Genomic DNA, 17774 nt, shown 5'->3' with positions numbered 1-17774 from the left:
CACGGACGACGCACTGGACCCGTGCCCGACCCGGTTGCGTCAGGTCGGTGTCCCAAAGTCATGGCGTCGACGCGCCTTCTCACGGCGAACCGGCCCACTTGGCCGGACAGCGCACTAGGCCGCCGCCGCCTCGACCCGGTTCCGGCCGGAGGACTTGGCGCGGTAGAGGGCGGTGTCGGCGCGCTTGAGCAGGTCGGCCGGGCTGGAATCGGTCGGGCGCCGCACGGAGACGCCGACCGAGACCGTCACCCCGATGTCGCGCGTCCCGCCCTCAATGGCGAAGGGCGTCGCCTCGATCCGCTCGCGGATGCGCTCGGCGATGGCGCGGGCATCGGGCAGTTCCGCGCCCGGCACCACCATCACGATCTCCTCGCCGCCGTAGCGGGCGAGGATGTCGATCGGCCGCACGTACTGGCGGATGCGGTCGGCGAAGGCGCGCAGTACCTCGTCGCCGGCCTCGTGGCCGTAGGTATCGTTGATGGATTTGAAGCGGTCGATGTCGAGAAGCAGGCAGGCGAGGCCCTTCTGCTGCAGCGCCGCCTCGCCGAAGACCGGGCCGAGATGGCGGTCGAGATAGCGCCGATTGTGCAGGCCGGTCAGGTCGTCGGTGATCGCGAGCTCCATCGAGGCCTGGAGCGCGCCGCGCAAGGTCTCCGAGAAGCGCCGCCGCCGCACCTGCGTGCGCACCCGGGCGATCAGCTCGTTGCGGTCGACCGGACGCAGCAGGTAGTCGTTGACGCCGAAGTCGAGGCCGCGGGTGATGCGGGCCCGCTCGTGCATCTCGCCGATCATGATCAGCGCCATGTTGCGGGTCCGCTCCAGCGAGCGGAGCTGACTGCACAGGCGCAGACCGTCGAATCCTTCGAGGTCGAGGCTGACCAGGGCGAGATCGAACCCGCCGTCCGGCGCCCGCACCAGGGCGCGATGGGGATCGCTCTCCACGGTGACCTGATGGTGCTGGGAAAGCGCCGTGCCGATGCGGTCAATGGCGCTCGGCCGGTCCTCGACGAGGAGGATGCGCGCGCCCTCGCCGGTATCGGCAGCGGCGAGAACCAGCGGATCGGGACCGCCGATCTCGCGCGTCGCCAGGGCACGGGAGCGCAGCTCGTCGGTCACGGCCTTCAGCCGCACCAGGCTGCGCACCCGCGTCATCAGCGCGGTGTCGTCGATCGGCTTGGTGAGGAAGTCGTCGGCTCCCGCATCGAGACCCCGCAGGCGGTCGGCGGGCTGGTCGAGGGCGGTCACGATGACCACGGGCAGGTGAGCGGTGGCGGGGTTGGACTTGAGCCGGCGGCAAACCTCGAAGCCGTCCATCCCCGGCATCATCACGTCGAGCAGCACGACGTCGCAGGCACCCTTCTCGCAGATCGCCAGGGCATCGGGGCCGTTCATCGCCACGACCACGTCGAAATACTCGAGAGACAGTTTCGTCTCGAGCAGCCGTACGTTGGGGTAGAGATCATCCACGATCAGGACGCGAGCGGACATCGTTCCTCCGATGCGCGGCCTTCACGACCGCGACGGCATTCAGTCCGTAGAGGTCTCAGGGAGCGCCGTCATCGCCAATGTAGCGGCGGACCGTTGCCAAAAACTTGGCAACCGAGATCGGCTTGGACAAATAAGCCTCGCAACCCCCTTCACGAATGCGTTCCTCGTCGCCTTTCATTGCAAAAGCGGTGATAGCGATCACGGGAATGTTACGAAGGTCGTCGTCGTCCTTGAGCCATTTTGTCACTTCCAGGCCCGAGACTTCGGGAAGCTGGATGTCCATCAGAATCAAGTCTGGGTGGTGCGCGCGCGCCAGTTCAATCGCCTCGATACCGTTGGCGGTCTTGAGGGTCGCGTAGCCGTGCGCTTCCAGCAGATCGTTGAAGAGCTTCATGTTCAGCTCGTTGTCTTCAACGATGAGAACGGTTTTCTTCATGACCTGCTCCGGCCCGGTCGCGATGGCGTTCCAACCCGTGGCCCGGCCCTCGTACTCTCTTAAACTGCCACTCGTTGATGAAACGCAAACTTGATCATAGTGATGGCGCGAGCGAACGTCTCGCGATCGATGTGCTCGGATGGCTCGCCGCCGACGAAGATCGGTTGTTCCGATTCGTGGCCGCCAGCGGCCTGGAGCCCGGAACGCTGCGCGAGAGCCTGCACGATCCCGGCTTTCTCGGCGCCGTTCTCGACCATGTGATGAGCGACAAACCGTCGCTGCTCGCCTGCGCCGAGGCGCTCGGGGTGAGGCCGGAACGGATCGCCTCCGCCTGGCAGCGCCTGCAGCCGCCGCCCTTCGACGAGGGCGGGTGAGGCGGTCTTCTCCGATCCTACCGCGCCAGTTCCCGCAGGCCGAGCCGGATCAGCGTCTTGGCCTCCACAGTGTCGGCACCTTCCCCCAGGCCCTTCAGGGCGGCGGCGATGGCGGCCGAGGCCTGCACCTGGGGATAACCGAGATTGACCAGGGCCGAGATCGCGTCCGCGACCGGCTGCGGTGCGGTCCTGTCCTCGACCGCGCCGGTCAGGGCGACGAGGGCCGGATCGACCGGAGCGAAGGCGGGCGCCTTATCCTTCAGTTCCGCGACGAGGCGGGCGGCCAGGCGCGGGCCGACGCCGGGAGCGCGGGCGACCGCGCCCTTGTCGCCAGTGGCGATCGCGGTCGCGAGGTGGGCCGGCTCCAGCACCGACAGCACGCCGAGCGCCACGCGGGCGCCGACGCCCTGCACGGTCTGGAGCAGGCGGAACCACTCCCGCTCGGCGTCGGAGCGGAAGCCGTAGAGGCGAATCATATCCTCGCGCACATGCGTCTCGATCGCCAGATCCGTGGCCTCGCCAGGCTTGGGCAAGCGCTGCAGGGTGCGGGCCGAGCAGTGAACGACGTAGCCGACGCCGTTCACGTCAAGGATCACGAAATCCTCGCCGTAGGAATCGACGATCCCCTTGAGCTTGCCGATCATTTGAAACCGTCGATCCTCGGAGGGTCCGTTGCCGCGTTCGGCCTAAGGCCATATCCGTCGTGGCGGCACAACCGACAAGGTGACCACATGAAGCGCACGCTCGCCCTCGCCGCCCTCCTGCTGGCAGGCTTCACCCTGGCCGCGCCCGGCGCGGCCCCGGCCCAGGAGGCTGCCCCGGCCCTGACCAAGGATCCGAAACAGGTGAAGGCCGGGCGTTACCGCCTCGATCCCGCCCACGGCAAGATCACTTGGTCGATCAGCCATCTCGGCTTCTCGACCTATTACGGCCAGTTCACCGACGTCTCGGGCGACCTTACGCTCGATCCGGCCGCGCCGGACAAGAGCACCCTCTCGATCAAGATCGGCACCGGCAGCGCCAACGGGCTGAACGACAAGCTCAACGCCCATCTCAAGCAACCGGACTTCTTCGACGTGGAGAAGTTCCCCGAGGCGACCTTCGTGAGCCAATCGGTCGAGCCGACGAGCCCGACCACCGCACGGGTCAACGGAACGCTGACCCTGCGCGGCGTGTCGAAGCCGGTCTCGTTCGATGCCACCTTCAACCAGGCCGGCGTCAATCCGGTCGACAAGATCTACTCCGTCGGTTTCGACGGCCGGACGGAGATCAAGCGCTCCGATTTCGGCGTGAACGCCTTCCTGCCGCTGCTCGGCGACGAGGTGACGCTCCGGCTGGAGGGCGAGTTCAAGCTCCAGTAGGCCTCGGCGCGGCCCGCGGGTTTGCGGCAAGGCTTCGTTCACGGTACGTACCTTATCGGTTCGATGCTCTGAAGGAGGCCGAGGCCATGACCACGGACGTCCGCATACTCGGCATCGATCCCGGCCTCCGCCGCACCGGCTGGGGGCTGATCGCGGCGCGGGGCACCAAGCTGTCCTATCTCGCCTGCGGCGTCGTCACCTCGGACGGGGACCTACCCCTGGCGCTGCGCCTGCGCGAACTGCACGAGGGGCTCACCCGCATCGTCACGACCCACGCGCCCGACGAGGTCTCGGTCGAGGAAACCTTCGTCAACAAGGACGCGCAGGCGACGCTCAAGCTCGGCCATGCCCGGGCCGTGGCGCTCCTGGTGCCGGCGCTCGCCGGATTGCCGGTGGCGGAATACGCCGCCAACCTGGTGAAGAAGACGGTGGCCGGAAACGGTCACGCGGAGAAGGCCCAGATCCAGGCGATGGTGAAGTTCCTGCTGCCGAAGGCGGAGTTCAAGCTCGCCGACGCCGCCGACGCGCTCGCCATCGCCATCACCCATGCGAGCCATCGCGGCGCCATCGCCCTCGATCGCCGCCACGCCGTCGCCTCCGGCGGAGGGCCGGGGGCGGCCCGCATCGCCGCGGCGCTGGCGCGGCTCGACCGCTGACATCGGCGACGATAATTCGGCGACGAAGACTCGATGATCATGCACCGATCAGGACCGGCCGCCCCTGCCGTGGCCGGGCGTCCGATCTTCGGAACGATGCTTACGCGGCTCTGACATCGACGAGGAAGCGGGCGACCTCCTGCCGTAGATGATCGGCCTGGGCCGACATGTCGGAGGCGGCCTGCAGGACGTGGTCGGCAGCGCGTCCCGTCCGTTCGGCGGCCTCCGTGACCTCGGCGACGTGACCGGTCACGGCGCGGGTGTCCTGCGCGGTCCGGCCGACCCGATGCACGATCTCGTTCGTGGCCGCGCCCTGCTCGCCGACGGCACCGGTGATCGAGACGGACACCGTATCGATCTCGCCGATCCGCGTCGTGATGCTGCCGATCGCCGCCACGGCCTGACCGGTCACCCCCTGGATCCGCGTGATCTGCGTCGTGATCTCGTCGGTGACTCGCGTCGTCTGGGTGGCGAGCGCCTTCACCTCCGAGGCCACCACCGCGAAGCCTCGCCCGGCCTCGCCGGCGCGGGCCGCCTCGATGGTGGCGTTCAGGGCCAGAAGGTTGGTCTGGCTGGCGATGTTCGAGATCAGGGCGACCATCTCGCCGATCTGCGCGGTGGCGGCGCTGAGGTCCCGCACCACGCCGGCCGTCCGGTCGGCATCCGTCACCGCCCCGCGGGCGAGGTCGGCCGATGCCTGCATCTGGCGGCCGATCTCGACGACGGAGGTTCCGAGCTGCTCGGTCGCCGCCGCCACCGCATCGACGTTCGCGGCGGCCTCGCCGGCCGCTTCGGTCATCCGGGCGGTGCGCTCGGCCGTGCGCTGGGCGGTGACGCTCATCGTCCGGGCGGTCTCGCGCAGCTCGGCGGCGGAGGTGCCGACCGTGCCGACGATCCGGCCGACCGAGGCCTCGAAGCCGTCGGCGAGGCTGCGCACCATCGCCCGGCGCTCGGCGGCCGCGCCGGCCTGGGCGGTCTCGGCTTCGAGGGTACGGCTGCGGATGAGGTTGTCCTTGAACACCCGCACGGCGGCGACCATCGCCCCGATCTCGTCGCGGCGGCCGGTATCCGGCAGGGCGACGTCGAGATCGCCGCCCGCCAGCCGCGTCGTATCGCGGGCGAGGCCGACCAGGGGCTTCGACAGCGTCCCCGCGAGCCAGAACGCGACGCCCGCACCGGCTCCGACGGTCGCGGTGGAGAGGCCGAGCATCAGCCAGATCTTCCACGACATCGCCGTGCCCGTGGCGTCGATCTGCGCCTGCGCCTCCTGACCGGCCAGGGTCACGGCCTCGTCGAGATCGCGGCCGACCGCCGCGCCGTAGCGCGCCATCACGGCGAGGGTCGGAATTTCGCGCGCCTTGCGCAGCCCCAGAAGGATCTCCGCGCCCGCGCGCCATTGCCGGGCTTCGGCCTCGGCGGCGTCGGACAGGGCGAGCATCCGCTCCGAGAGCGCCGAGGCCTTCAGGCGCCCGAGCCCCGCCTCGAGGGCGTCGGCGTTCGCGGTGAACTCTCCGCCGATCCGGGTGACGTCGAGGAGGTCGGTCATGGCGGTGACCCGCGCCACCAGGGCTTCGGCCCGGCGGAAGCGGTCGCGGGCGGTGCGGCTGGCCTCGCTAGCCTCGACCGCGCGCCCGGCCAGGCCCGAGAGTTCGCCGAAGGCGGAGAGGCCGGTCAGGCCCGTCATCGCGGACAGGAGCCCGCCGAGCAGCATGAAGCCGAGGAGCGGCAACAGGATCTTATGGCGAATCGACATCGCGGGGCCGTCTCGTCGTTCGTCTGAAAGGGGGAGGGCGGGCGTGGGCCGGAAGGCCGGTCAGTTCGGCAGGTTCGGCAGGGCCGTCTCGGTCTGGTCCGCGGTCAGCGAGCGCAGGAAGGCGATCAGGTCCGCGCGCTCGCCGTCGCTGAGGCTGACCGGCTTCATCAGCGGCGACTTCGAGGGACGCGACACGCCGCCGTTCTCGTAGTGCGCGATGATCGCTTCGAGATCCGCGAACTGACCGGCATGGCCGAAGGGCGCCCGGTAGCTGAGGTTGCGCAGGCCCGGCGTCTTGAAGGCGTGCGTCGCGTAGCGGTCGTCGGGATCGAAGGCGGCGCGGCCGATATCCCTGGTCTCCACCCCGATGTCGTGGAACTTGTTGTCGGTGAAGTTCCAGCCGGTATGGCAGCCCGAACAGGCCGCCCTGCCGGTGAAGAGCGCGAAGCCGCGCTTGGCCTCGCTCGACATCGCCGCCTCGTCGCCGTCGATCCAGCGGTCGAACGGCGCCCAGCCGGAGACGACCGTCCGCTCGTAGGTGGCGATGGCGGTCAGGATCGTGTCCTGCGTCACTCCGCGGCCGGGAAACAGCGCGTCGAACGAGGCCTTGTATTCGGGGATGCGCTTGAGGCGGGCGACGATCTCCGGAAACTTGCCGTCCATCTCGGCATCGGCGGTGATGGGTCCCATCGCCTGCGTCTCGAGGTTCGGCGCGCGCCCGTCCCAGAACAGGGTCGGGATCCAGGCCGCGTTGAGCACCGAGGGGGCCTTGCGGGCGAGGGGCCTGTTGGTGGCGCCGATCGCTCCGGGCACCGGCACCTCGAATCCGAAGGACGGGTTGTGGCAGCTCGCGCAGCTCAGGTTCTGCTTCCCGCTCAGGCGGGGATCGAAGAACAGCATCTTGCCCATCGTCGCCAGTTGCGGCGAGTAGGGGGCCTCCTCCGGGAACGGGATGTGCGTCGGGCGCTTGTAGGCGGCCTTGCCGGCTTTAAGACTTTGGGCTCCTGCGGCTGCGGGAACGAGGCAGCCGACCAAAAGCCGCATCGAGACGATGAAGCTGAACTTCGAACGCATGGGAACGACCTGAAAAACTGACCGCTGCTGTTGCGATCACTTATCAAATACAGGTCTTAAGAATTTTTGTTCAGCCGATCTTTTGTAAATATAGTAATATATCTCTGGTTTCATCATGGCGATCGAAAGACAAGAGACGGTTTAAGATGAGTATAATTTCCTAATTTGAACAACAAATGACCGATCATGCGGATTATTTCGGTTGCAGGCTGTCTGATCGGCTCGCTTGAGCATTGAAACCACGCCTGCCTCGAAGGATGGAGTCGGGGAGGCTTGCAGACGTCGCCCGCCCCCGTCCGGTCGAGCGCGATTCTAGCCTCTGAGATCGAGCAACACCTTGCCCACCGCCTCGCGGCGGACGAGAACCCCGAGCGCCTCCGCATAGGCCGCGAGGGGATAGGTGCCGTGCACCTTCACCGTCAGCTTGCCCTCCGCCGCCCAGGCCAGCAGCTGGGCTTGGTTCGCCCTGTGCGTCTCCGGTTCGCGCTCGACGAAGGCGCCCCAATGCACGCCCTGCACGTCGATGCCCTTGAGCATGATGACGTTGAGAGGGAACTTCGGGATCTCGCCCGCGGCGAAGCCGATCACGAGGAAGCGGCCCTTCCAGCCGAGCGAGCGCATGGCGGGCTCGGCGAGGTCTCCGCCGACGGCATCGTAGACGACGTCGACGCCCCGCTCGCCGGTGAGGCGGCGCAACGCCTCCCGCAGGTTGTCCGCCCTGTAGTCGACGAGATCGTCGGCGCCGTGGGCGCGGGCCGTCTCGAGCTTTTCCGGCGAGGAGGCGCAGGCGATGACGCGCGCCCCGAGAAGCTTGCCGAGTTCGACCGCCGCAAGCCCGACGCCGCCCGAGGCGCCGAGCACGACCAGGGTTTCGCCCGGCCGGATGGCGGCGCGGTCCCGCAGCGCGTGGAGCGTGGTGCCGTAGGTGATCGAGAGTCCCGCGGCGACCTCGTCGGAAACCGCGTCCGGCACCCGCGCGAGGCGCATGAGGGGCACCGCGATCCGCTCGCGGGCGGTGCCGTGGCTGAGATGGACCATCACGCGGTCGCCGACGGAGAATCCCTCCGCGCCCGGCCCCAGGGACTCGATCACCCCGCAGGCCTCGCCGCCCGGCGAGAACGGCCGTTCCGGCTTCACCTGATAGCGGCCGGCGATGATCAGCGTATCGAAGAAGTTCAGCGCGGCGACCCGCACCCGCACCAGCGCTTCGCCGGGCCCCGGCACCGGATCGGGAAGATCCTCAAGGCTCAGATCCTCCGGGCCACCGAGCCGGCTGCACACCAGGGCCTTCATGTCCGCGCCGTCTCCCTCGTCTCGCCGGTCATCCCGCAGGGCCGCCCCGACGGACGGGGAGCCGGGCGGAGCGCCGCGTTCGATGACGCTCATGCCCGCTCGCGCGCCGTGAGCGCAAGACGCCCACGGTAGGGCAAGACGCCCACGGTAGGGCAAGACGCTCCCGTAGGGCAGGACGCTCACGGTCGCTCGTAGGTCCCCGTGAGCAGCCCCTTGGCGATCACGTTGCCTTGAAGCGCCTCGAGCAGGGCGCCGCGACCCGGTGAGGCGGGCAGCTCAGCCGGGCGGGCGAGCGCGAAAACCTGAAAGAGGTAGTGGTGCGGACCGTGGCCGGTCGGCGGGTCCGGCGGGAGCCAGCCGTCCTTCAGGAACGAGTTGCGGCCGAGATCGTGCCGGGCTCCCTCGCCCGCCGGGCTCGCGAACGCACCCTCCGGAAGGCTCTGGTCTTCCGGCGGCAGGTTCCAGGCGATGAGATGAACGAGGGGGTGAGGGGAGGGCGCGTCCGGATCCTCCACGAACAGCACCAGGGCGGCGGCAGCGTCCGGCACGCCGGAGACGGCGAGCGGCGGCGAGAGCCCTTCGCCGTCCGCGGTGTAGCGGGCCGGGATCGCCGTGGTGTCGGGGAAGGCCGCGCTCGTCACGCGGAGCGTCGCGGGCGCCTCCGCCGCGACGGTGTGGAACGCGGCCTTCTCCGCGCCGGCCCTGACGCCGGACAGGGCCTCGCCGAGGGCGTGCGGCAGCTTCTCGAGCATGTGCGAAGGTCTCCGCTTCCTCCTGGAGATCCCTCAACGAACACCGCCCGGCTTCGTTCAGGCGGGGCGGTGCGCCGCGATCATGTAGTTCACCCCGGTGTCGCGGCTCGCACGCCAGGAATCGTTGAGCGGGTTGTAGACCACCCCGGTCGTGTCGGTGACGGTGAGTCCGCCCGCCGCGAGGTCGGCGGCGAGTTCCCGCGGCGTCACGAACTTCTCCCAGTCGTGGGTGCCCCGCGGCAGCCAGCGCAGCACGTACTCGGCGCCGACGATGGCGAGCGCGAAGGAGCGCATCGTCCGGTTGAGGGTGGCGGCGAACAGCAGGCCGCCCGGCTTCACGGTGGTGCAGCACGCGTGCAGAAAACCGGCGCGGTCGGAGACGTGCTCGACCACCTCCATGGCGAGCACGATGTCGAAGCGTTCGCCGCGCGCCGCCACCGCCTCGATGGTCTCGTCGCGGTAGTCGATGCTCAGCCCCTCGGCCTCGGCATGGGCGCGCGCGGCCGCGACGTTGCCGGATGCGGGGTCGAGCCCGGTCACGCTGGCGCCGAGCCGGGCCAGCGGCTCCGACAGCACCCCGCCGCCGCAGCCGATATCGATTACGCTGAGCCCTTCGAGGGGGAACGGGGCGGCCGGATCGCGGTCGAAGATGCGGCAGGCCTCGTCGCGGATATAGCCGACCCGGACGGGATTGAACTTGTGCAGAACCGCCATCGGCCCGCGCTCGTCCCACCAGCGCGCGGCCAGGGCGTCGAAGCGCGCCACTTCGTCCCGGTCGATCGAGGCACCCGTCATCCGGCTCACTTTCGCATCGTTTGAACCTGCGGTCCGTCCGATTGACACGGCCGGGGGGCCCTTGTACCCGCCGGGCGCATCCCCGGTACAGCCGCGCCGTGTTGTTTTCCTGAGGCGACGCGGCGCGCCGGCCTCGCGGCCGGCACCGTGGGGACAAGATGAGCAGACCGGACGCGACATGCCCCGTTTGGTGATGAAATTCGGCGGCACCTCCGTCGCCAACGTCGACCGCATCCGCAACGTGGCGCGCCACGTCGCCCGCGAGGTCGCGGCCGGCTACGAGGTCGCGGTCGTGGTCTCGGCGATGTCGGGCAAGACCAACGAACTGGTCGGCTGGGTCAAGGATGCCGACCCGCTCTACGGCGCGGCGGAGTACGACACGGTCGTGGCCTCGGGCGAGCAGGTCACCTCGGGGCTTCTCGCGATCGCGCTCAACAAGGACGGCATCAAGGCCCGCTCCTGGCAGGGCTGGCAGATCCCGATCCACACCTCCGAGGCGCACGGCTCGGCCCGGATCGAGGGCATCGACCCGAAGAATCTCGACGCCGGCTTCGCCCGCGGAGAGGTTGCGGTCATCGCCGGCTTCCAGGGCGTCCATGCCGAGACCGGCCGGATCGCGACGCTCGGACGCGGCGGCTCGGACACCTCGGCGGTCGCCATCGCCGCCGCCATCGGCGCGGAGCGCTGCGACATCTACACCGACGTGGACGGGGTCTACACCACCGATCCCCGCGTGGTGCCCAAGGCCAAGCGCATGGAGCGCGTGACCTTCGAGGAGATGCTGGAGATGGCATCCCTCGGCGCCAAGGTGCTGCAGGTGCGCTCCGTCGAGCTCGCCATGGTGCACCGGGTGCCGACGACGGTGCGCTCCTCCTTCGATCCCCCCGATGCCGCGCGGCCGGGCACCCTCATCTGCGACGAGGACCAAATCGTGGAACAGCAGATCATCACCGGCATCGCCTTCTCGAAGGACGAGGCGCAGATCACCCTGCGCGCCGTGAAGGACAGCCCCGGCATCGCCGCGGCGATCTTCGGCCCGCTGGCGGACGCCAACATCAACGTCGACATGATCATCCAGACCGTGTCCGGCGATCAGTCCACCACCGACATGACCTTCACCGTGCCGGCCGCCGATTACGAGCGCTCCCGCGCCATCCTCGACGCGCAGCGCGACACGATCCAGTTCGGCCAGATCGAGGGCGCCACCGACGTGGTCAAGGTCTCGGCGATCGGTGTCGGCATGCGCTCGCATGCGGGCGTTGCAGCCAAGGCCTTCCGGGCGCTGGCGCAGAAGGGTATCAACATTCGCGCGATCACCACGTCCGAGATCAAGTTCTCGGTCCTGATCGACGCCGCCTACACGGAGCTTGCCGTTCGCACGCTCCACTCGCTATACGGCCTCGACCAGGCCTGACCGTTCCCGTCGGCGCCGGCCCATCGGCTCACAAGCCGGGGTTGCGCCGGCCGACCCGGATTGACGACACGATGCCCGCTGCGCCCGGAGGCCCGCGCCTGCTGCTGCGCCGGCTCCGCGAAGCCATGGCGGAGCCGGTCAGCCCGCAGCAGCGCCTCGACCGGATCGTCGTCCTCATCGCGGCGAACGTGATCGCCGAGGTGTGCTCGGTCTACGTGGTGCGCGATGACAACACCCTCGAACTGTTTGCAACCGAGGGTCTGAACCGAGACGCGGTCCACATCACCCGCATGCGCGCGGACGAAGGCCTCGTCGGCCTGATCGCCAAGACCGCCGAGCCGCTGGCGCTCTCGGACGCGCAGTCGCACCCCTCCTTCTCGTATCGGCCGGAAACGGGCGAGGAGATCTACCACGCCTTCCTCGGCGTGCCGCTCCTGCGGGCCGGGAACACCCTCGGCGTGCTGGTGGTCCAGAACAAGACCTACCGCGTCTATTCCGAGGAGGAGATCGAGGCGCTCCAGACCACTGCCATGGTGCTGGCGGAGCTGATCGCCTCGGGCGAGCTTCAGGCGCTGTCGCCCGGCGCCGGCACCGCGGCGCGCCGCCCGGTGAGCCAGCGCGGCGTGGCGCTCGCCGACGGGATCGGGCTCGGCCACGTCGTGCTGCACGAGCCGCGCATCGTCGTGAAGACGCTGATCGCCGAGAACGTCGAGCGCGAGATGGAGCGGCTCGAAGAGGCGATCGAGGATGTGCGCTCGGCGATCGACGAGCTGGTCGAGCGCGGCGACGGCCTCAGTTCGGGCGAGTCCCGCGAGATACTCGAGACGGTCCGCATGTTCGCCCACGACAAGGGCTGGCTCCGGCGGATGCGCGAGGCGGTCCAGTCCGGCCTCACGGCGGAAGCCGCGGTGGAGCGGGTGCAGTCGGACAACCGCGCCCGGATGCTGCGCCAGAGCGACCCCTACCTGCGCGACCGCCTGCACGATCTCGACGATCTCGCCAACCGCCTGCTGCGCCGCCTCGTCGGCCAGGAGGGACGGAGCGGCGACGGCTTGCCGGAGAACGCGATCCTGGTCGCCCGCTCCATGGGGCCGGCCGCGCTCCTCGACTACGACCGCGCCCGCCTGCGTGGCGTGGTTCTGGAGGAGGGCGGGCCGACGAGCCACATTGCCATCGTCGCCCGCGCCCTCGGCATTCCCGCGGTCGGCGAGATCGCCAACGCCACCGGCCTGTGCGATTCGGGCGACGCGATCATCGTCGACGGCCTCTCCGGCGAGGTGCAGATCCGGCCGACGCCCGAGGTCGAGGCGTCCTATGCCGAGATGGTGCGCCTGCGCGCCCGGCGGCAGGAGCAGTACCGGGCGCTGCGCGACGTGCCCGCCGTCACCCGCGACGGCGTGAAGATCGGCCTGCACCTCAATGCCGGCCTGCTGGTCGATCTCACCCATCTGCACGAGACCGGGGCGGAGGGCGTCGGCCTGTTCCGCACCGAGCTGCAGTTCATGATCGCCGAGCGCATGCCCTCGGCGGCCGAGCAGCAGACGCTCTATGAGGCGGTCTATTCGGCCACCGGTGACCTGCCGGTCACGATCCGCACCCTCGATATCGGCGGCGACAAGATCCTCCCCTATATGCCGGCTCTCGAGGAGGAGAACCCGGCCCTCGGCTGGCGGGCGATCCGCATCGGGCTCGACCGGCCGGCGCTGCTGCGGGTGCAGTTGCGCGCACTCCTGAAGGCCGCGGCCGGGCGCCCGATCAAGATCATGTTCCCGATGGTCGCCACCGTCGAGGAGTTCACCCGCGCCCGCGATATCGTCGAGCGCGAGAAGGCGCACCTGCGCCGCCACGGCTACGTTCTGCCCAGCGATTGCCGCCTCGGCGCGATGGTCGAGGTGCCCTCGCTGCTGTTCCAGATCGACGAGATCGCCCGCGAGGCGGACTTCCTCTCGGTCGGCTCCAACGATCTGATGCAGTTCCTGTTCGCGGTCGATCGCGAGAATCGGCGCGTGGCCAACCGCTTCGATCCCTTGTCCGGGGCGGCGATGCGGGCCTTCCGCCTGATCGCTGACCGCGCCGCCGCGCAGGGCTGCCCCGCCACCGTCTGCGGCGAGATCGGTGGGCGCCCGCTGGAGGCGCTGGCGCTGATCGGCCTCGGCTTTCGCGAATTCTCGATGTCCCCGGCGGCGATCGGTCCGATCAAGGCGATGGTGCTCTCCGCCCATGCCGGCGAGGTCGCGCAACTGATCGAGACCGAACTGAACCGGGTGACCGACGGCGCCTCGGTCCGGCCAGCGCTGGCGGCGTATGCGAAGGCCAACGGCGTGCCTATCTGACACGCTGTCCGGCCGGGCCGGATCTTCCCAACCATCCGTCAACTGTCAGATCCGTCGCGAGTATAGTCAGGGCGATGACCCCCATTCCTTCCGATCGCCTCGACGCCATCCTGGCTCGGCACGCGTTCGTCACCGCGCAGCTCGCCGACGGTTCGGCCGACGCCGAGAGCATCGTGCAGCTCTCCCGCGAACTGTCCGAACTCGACGGCGTCGTGGCGGCGATCCATCATTACCGTGCAGCCGAGGCGAACCTCGCCGGCATCCGCGCGCTGATCGACGAGCCCGGTGGCGATCCCGAGATGCGCGCCCTCGCGGCCGAGGAGAAGCCGGAGGCCGAGGAGGCGCTCGAACAGGCCCACCGCGCGCTGCAGCTCATGCTGCTGCCCAAGGACGCGGCCGACGAGAAGAGCGCCATCCTCGAGATCCGCGCCGGCACTGGCGGCGACGAGGCCGCTCTGTTCGCGGGCGACCTGTTCCGCATGTACGCCAAATACGCCGAGTCGAAGGGCTGGCGCGTCGAGGTGATCTCGGAGAGCGAGGGCACCGTCGGCGGCTATCGCGAGGTGGTCGCCGAGGTGAAGGGCCGCTCCGTGTTCTCGCGGCTCAAGTTCGAGAGCGGGGCGCACCGCGTCCAGCGCGTGCCCGACACCGAGACGCAGGGGCGCATCCACACCTCCGCCGCCACGGTGGCCGTGCTGCCGGAGGCGGAGGAGGTCGACGTCGTCGTCAACGAGGCCGACCTGAAGATCGACACCATGCGGGCGCAGGGAGCGGGTGGCCAGCACGTCAACAAGACGGAATCGGCGATCCGCATCACCCACATCCCGACGGGCGTGGTGGTGTTCGTGCAGGAGGAGCGCTCGCAGCACAAGAACCGTGCGCGGGCGATGGCGCTGCTGCGGGCCAGGCTGTTCGATGCCGAGAGGTCCGCCAAGGATTCGGCGCGGGCCGCCGACCGCAAGGCGCAGGTCGGCTCCGGCGACCGCTCCGAGCGCATCCGCACCTACAACTTCCCTCAGGGCCGCGTCACCGACCACCGCATCAACCTCACCCTCTACAAGCTGGAGGAGGTCATGGCCGGCCCGGCGCTCGACGAGGTGATCGACGCGCTGGTGACCGAACATCAGGCCGAACTGCTGGCGGCCGAGGGAATGGCGTGAGGGGGCGGCGTCTGGCCCTGTCGCGTCCGCGGGGGAGGGCGCCTCGCGGATGCGGGGCGGGAGAGGCGCGGAGGACCTCGCGCGTTGTCCGGCATGTCCCCTGATTTCGCGCCGGCCCTGTCCCGCGACGCCGCTCTGCGCCGTCTCGTCCAGAGCTTCGAGGCGGCCGGCCTGCCCGAGGCCCGCACGGATGCCCGCTTCCTCGCCCTGCACGCCCTCGGTCTCTCGCCCCTCGATCTCACCCTGCGCGGGCGCGACCCCCTCGGCGAGGCTGGCGCGGGAGCGCTCCGGGGCGCCGCGGCGCGGCGCCTCGCGGGCGAGCCGGTGGCGCGAATCATCGGCGCCTGGGAGTTCTGGGGACTGCCTTTCGCCCTCGGACCGGACACGCTGGTGCCGCGGCCCGACACCGAGAGCGTGGTGGAGGCGGCACTCCGCCTGTTTCCCGAGCGGGATCGGCCGCTACGCCTGATCGATCTCGGCACCGGCTCCGGCTGTATCCTCGTGGCGCTGCTGCACGAGCGCGCCAACGCCTTCGGCATCGGTCTCGACCGGGCGCAGGGCGCCCTGGCGGTCGGCCGCCGGAACGCGGAGGCGAACGGCGTCGGGGACCGTGCCGCCTTCCTGTGCGGCTCCTGGCTCGAGGCGCTGACGGGACCGTTCGACCTGATCGTCTCGAACCCGCCCTATATCGCCGCCTCCGTCATCGCGACGCTCCAGCCGGAGGTGCGCCTGCACGATCCGCGCGCCGCCCTCGACGGCGGGGAGGACGGTCTCGACGCCTACCGGGCGATTCTCTCGGGAGTCGCCCAGCGGCCCGGCCTGCTCTCCGCGGGCGGCGCCCTCGTCCTGGAGATCGGCTACGACCAGGCGCCGGCCTTGACCCGCCTCGCGCAGACGGCGGGCTTTGCCGAAGCGCGGGTCGGCCGGGACCTCGCCGGCAACGATCGCGTCGTCACGCTTCGGCCATCCTTGGCGGGCAGGTGACGGGTCGAAGGGGTGGATTCGGGGCCGGGGCGCGGCGCGAAGCACCACCGAACCCGCAGAAATCCGGCATAAGCCGACGTTGCTCCGAAAAAATGCTTGTTGTCGAGGGCGTCAGTCACTAGCTTAGACATGCAGACCGCCAACGGCCCGTTGAGCGTCTCTCACAAAACTCCCGCTGCGCCGTGACGGCCAAAGGGAGCTCCCGAATTCCGGGAGTTTTGTGAGGCACTCTTTAAGACGGTATCGGCAGGATCGGTTTTGACCGTGTCCTCCGGCTTCGGACGGTCTTCCCACCATCGAGCGGACGCGCTCCGGCAGTCGCGGCCAGGCTCGGTGGGATCGAACCTGACAGTCGAGGGATGTCTCGCGGCGCGCCGAACGGAGCGCAGCCACCGGACGAGCGGCAAACATCGCGGGATGTGCGCGCTCGGGCGCCCTGCGCCCGGCCCGTTTCGCCCGCGAGCAGGGCTCCGGCGCTGTCAGTCACGCTGAGCGACAGGTAACGAGGGTCAATCGAGGCCGATGAGACCAAACCAGAATCGACGGATGCGGGGCCGCAATCGGCCCAAGGGTCCGAATCCGCTGACGCGCTCCTACGAGTCGAACGGTCCCGACGTCAAAATCCGCGGCACCGCCCAGCACATCGCCGACAAGTACGCCCAGCTCGCCCGCGACGCTTTGGCGAGCGGCGATCCGATCGCGGCTGAAAACTACTTCCAGCACGGCGAGCACTACTTCCGCATCATCACCGGCGCCCAGGAGCCGGGTCGTCCGCAGGCCAGCCAGGGCTATGCCCGCAACGGCTTCGACGAGGACGAGGACGGCGACGAGGAGGCCGTGCAGGGCCAGACCGCCGAGGGCGGCCGCCCCGGCTTCGGCTACGGAAGCGACGAGTACGGCGATCCGGCCCAGCAGCCGCAGCCGTTCGAGCGCCACGACTTCGACGGCCGGAACCAGGGCCGCGACCGCAACGATCGCAATCAGCGCTTCCAGGGCCGCGACCGAAACGATCGCAACGAGCGTGGGGATCGCAACGACCGCGGCCAGCGCTTCGAGGGCAACCGGCAGGATTATAACCGCGGCGAACCGCGTCAGGATTTCCGCCAAGATCGTCAAGATCGCCAGGACCGGCCCGAGCGCCAGGATCGCCAGGATTCCCGTCAGGACTATTCCCGTCAGGACGGTCACCGCCAGGATTATCGGCAGGACCGGCGCCAAGATTACCGGCAGGATTTCGGCCAGCCGCCTCAGGAGGGCCGTGACGGCCCCCGTGAGAACCGCCGCGATGCGGCGCGGTTCGAGAACGGCCGTCCCGATCTCTCCGAGGCGCCGCGTCAAGAGCCCCGCCAGGAAGCGCGCCCCGAGCCGCGCCAGGAGGCTCGCGTAGCCGAGCCGCGTCCGGAGCCCCGTGCCGAGGCCGCCCCGCGGTCCGAGGGGCCGGTGCGTCCCGACAGCCCTGCGCCGCGGCGCGGGCGCGCTCGTGCGAGCGAAGCCAGTCGCGCCGCGGCGGCCGAGGTCGCCGATCCGTCGGCACTGCCCGCCTTCCTGATGACGGCAACCCGGAATCCGGCACCGCCGCCGGCCGAGGCCGCGGCGCCGCGGTCCGCGCCGGAGCCGCGCGAGGCGGCGCCCGCCGCCGAGCTTCCCTCGGGCGACGAGGCCCCCGCGCCCAAGCCCCGGCGTCGCCGGACGCGCTACAAGGGCGCCGAGGGCGAGGCTGCCCCGGAGAAGGCCGATACGCCGGACGCGGCCGAGTAAGATCGGCCCGCCCGCGCGGTGTTTCAGCAAAGCCCCGATCCACCATCCCACAGGGATCGACCGGATCGGGGATGACGAACGGCCCGAGGGAAACCTCGGGCCGTTCTTGTTTCGGGTGGCTGTGAGCGTGGTATGCCGGCCGC

The 17774-nt window shown here is 69.8% G+C and carries 16 protein-coding genes; 8 read left to right on the top strand and 8 right to left on the bottom strand.

Features of this window, described 5'->3' with window-relative positions; translation table 11 throughout:
- Positions 1 to 114: 114 nt before the first annotated feature.
- Complete coding sequence (locus tag HNR01_RS16205; protein ID WP_017487119.1) at positions 115 to 1488, bottom strand: PleD family two-component system response regulator; 1374 nt, start codon at positions 1486 to 1488, stop codon at positions 115 to 117.
- A 55-nt stretch (positions 1489 to 1543) separates the two neighbouring features.
- Positions 1544 to 1924 carry a response regulator gene (locus HNR01_RS16200; protein WP_003599942.1) on the bottom strand — a complete coding sequence of 127 codons (381 nt, stop codon included), beginning with the start codon at positions 1922 to 1924 and terminating at the stop codon, positions 1544 to 1546.
- A 77-nt stretch (positions 1925 to 2001) separates the two neighbouring features.
- On the opposite strand from HNR01_RS16200, the gene HNR01_RS16195 reads away from it, so the two are divergent.
- Positions 2002 to 2298, top strand: coding sequence for a DUF3572 domain-containing protein (locus HNR01_RS16195; protein ID WP_183668616.1), 297 nt, complete (start codon positions 2002 to 2004; stop codon positions 2296 to 2298).
- A gap of 17 nt (positions 2299 to 2315) precedes the next feature.
- On the opposite strand, the gene ruvA is transcribed toward HNR01_RS16195, so the two are convergent.
- Positions 2316 to 2942: a Holliday junction branch migration protein RuvA gene (ruvA, locus tag HNR01_RS16190; protein WP_183668615.1), complete on the bottom strand. Its 627-nt coding sequence runs from the start codon at positions 2940 to 2942 to the stop codon at positions 2316 to 2318.
- An 87-nt stretch (positions 2943 to 3029) separates the two neighbouring features.
- On the opposite strand from ruvA, the gene HNR01_RS16185 reads away from it, so the two are divergent.
- Together HNR01_RS16185 and ruvC are read left to right on the top strand one after the other, a co-directional pair.
- Positions 3030 to 3659: a YceI family protein gene (locus tag HNR01_RS16185; protein ID WP_183668614.1), complete on the top strand. Its 630-nt coding sequence runs from the start codon at positions 3030 to 3032 to the stop codon at positions 3657 to 3659.
- Positions 3660 to 3745: 86 nt separating this feature from the next.
- Positions 3746 to 4315 carry a crossover junction endodeoxyribonuclease RuvC gene (gene ruvC / locus HNR01_RS16180; protein WP_153875862.1) on the top strand — a complete coding sequence of 190 codons (570 nt, stop codon included), beginning with the start codon at positions 3746 to 3748 and terminating at the stop codon, positions 4313 to 4315.
- Between the two features lie 100 nt (positions 4316 to 4415).
- Here ruvC and HNR01_RS16175 read toward each other — a convergent pair whose 3' ends face one another.
- The 5 genes from HNR01_RS16175 to ubiG all read right to left on the bottom strand — a co-directional run bounded on the left by HNR01_RS16175 (position 4416) and on the right by ubiG (position 9991).
- Complete coding sequence (locus HNR01_RS16175; protein WP_153875861.1) at positions 4416 to 6068, bottom strand: methyl-accepting chemotaxis protein; 1653 nt, start codon at positions 6066 to 6068, stop codon at positions 4416 to 4418.
- 60 nt (positions 6069 to 6128) lie between these two features.
- The gene (locus tag HNR01_RS16170; RefSeq protein WP_183668663.1) at positions 6129 to 7112 is read right to left on the bottom strand and encodes a cytochrome-c peroxidase; all 984 of its coding nucleotides are present in this window, start codon (positions 7110 to 7112) and stop codon (positions 6129 to 6131) included.
- A gap of 342 nt (positions 7113 to 7454) precedes the next feature.
- The gene (locus tag HNR01_RS16165) at positions 7455 to 8435 is read right to left on the bottom strand and encodes an NADPH:quinone oxidoreductase family protein (protein WP_183668662.1); all 981 of its coding nucleotides are present in this window, start codon (positions 8433 to 8435) and stop codon (positions 7455 to 7457) included.
- Between the two features lie 179 nt (positions 8436 to 8614).
- Positions 8615 to 9187 carry a YbhB/YbcL family Raf kinase inhibitor-like protein gene (locus tag HNR01_RS16160; protein ID WP_183668613.1) on the bottom strand — a complete coding sequence of 191 codons (573 nt, stop codon included), beginning with the start codon at positions 9185 to 9187 and terminating at the stop codon, positions 8615 to 8617.
- A 57-nt stretch (positions 9188 to 9244) separates the two neighbouring features.
- Complete coding sequence (gene ubiG, locus HNR01_RS16155) at positions 9245 to 9991, bottom strand: bifunctional 2-polyprenyl-6-hydroxyphenol methylase/3-demethylubiquinol 3-O-methyltransferase UbiG (protein ID WP_183668611.1); 747 nt, start codon at positions 9989 to 9991, stop codon at positions 9245 to 9247.
- 169 nt (positions 9992 to 10160) lie between these two features.
- Between ubiG and HNR01_RS16150 the strand changes: the two genes are divergently transcribed.
- The 5 genes from HNR01_RS16150 to HNR01_RS16130 all read left to right on the top strand — a co-directional run bounded on the left by HNR01_RS16150 (position 10161) and on the right by HNR01_RS16130 (position 17631).
- Complete coding sequence (locus tag HNR01_RS16150) at positions 10161 to 11396, top strand: aspartate kinase (RefSeq protein ID WP_096484081.1); 1236 nt, start codon at positions 10161 to 10163, stop codon at positions 11394 to 11396.
- A gap of 71 nt (positions 11397 to 11467) precedes the next feature.
- On the top strand, positions 11468 to 13729 hold the full coding sequence (gene ptsP, locus HNR01_RS16145; RefSeq protein ID WP_183668610.1) for a phosphoenolpyruvate--protein phosphotransferase: 2262 nt from the start codon (positions 11468 to 11470) through the stop codon (positions 13727 to 13729).
- Positions 13730 to 13803: 74 nt separating this feature from the next.
- A complete protein-coding gene (prfA, locus tag HNR01_RS16140) occupies positions 13804 to 14889 on the top strand; it encodes a peptide chain release factor 1 (RefSeq protein WP_017487130.1) in 1086 nt (361 codons plus the stop codon).
- A 93-nt stretch (positions 14890 to 14982) separates the two neighbouring features.
- Entirely contained in the window at positions 14983 to 15873 is an 891-nt protein-coding gene (gene prmC / locus HNR01_RS16135) for a peptide chain release factor N(5)-glutamine methyltransferase (RefSeq protein WP_183668608.1), read from the top strand.
- Positions 15874 to 16419: 546 nt separating this feature from the next.
- On the top strand, positions 16420 to 17631 hold the full coding sequence (locus tag HNR01_RS16130) for a DUF4167 domain-containing protein (RefSeq protein ID WP_183668606.1): 1212 nt from the start codon (positions 16420 to 16422) through the stop codon (positions 17629 to 17631).
- Positions 17632 to 17774: the final 143 nt, after the last annotated feature.

Origin of the sequence: Methylorubrum rhodesianum, from assembly GCF_014199985.1 — a bacterium.
Taxonomy (GTDB): Bacteria; Pseudomonadota; Alphaproteobacteria; order Rhizobiales; family Beijerinckiaceae; genus Methylobacterium; species Methylobacterium rhodesianum.
This window is presented reverse-complemented; position numbering and strand designations above follow the sequence as displayed.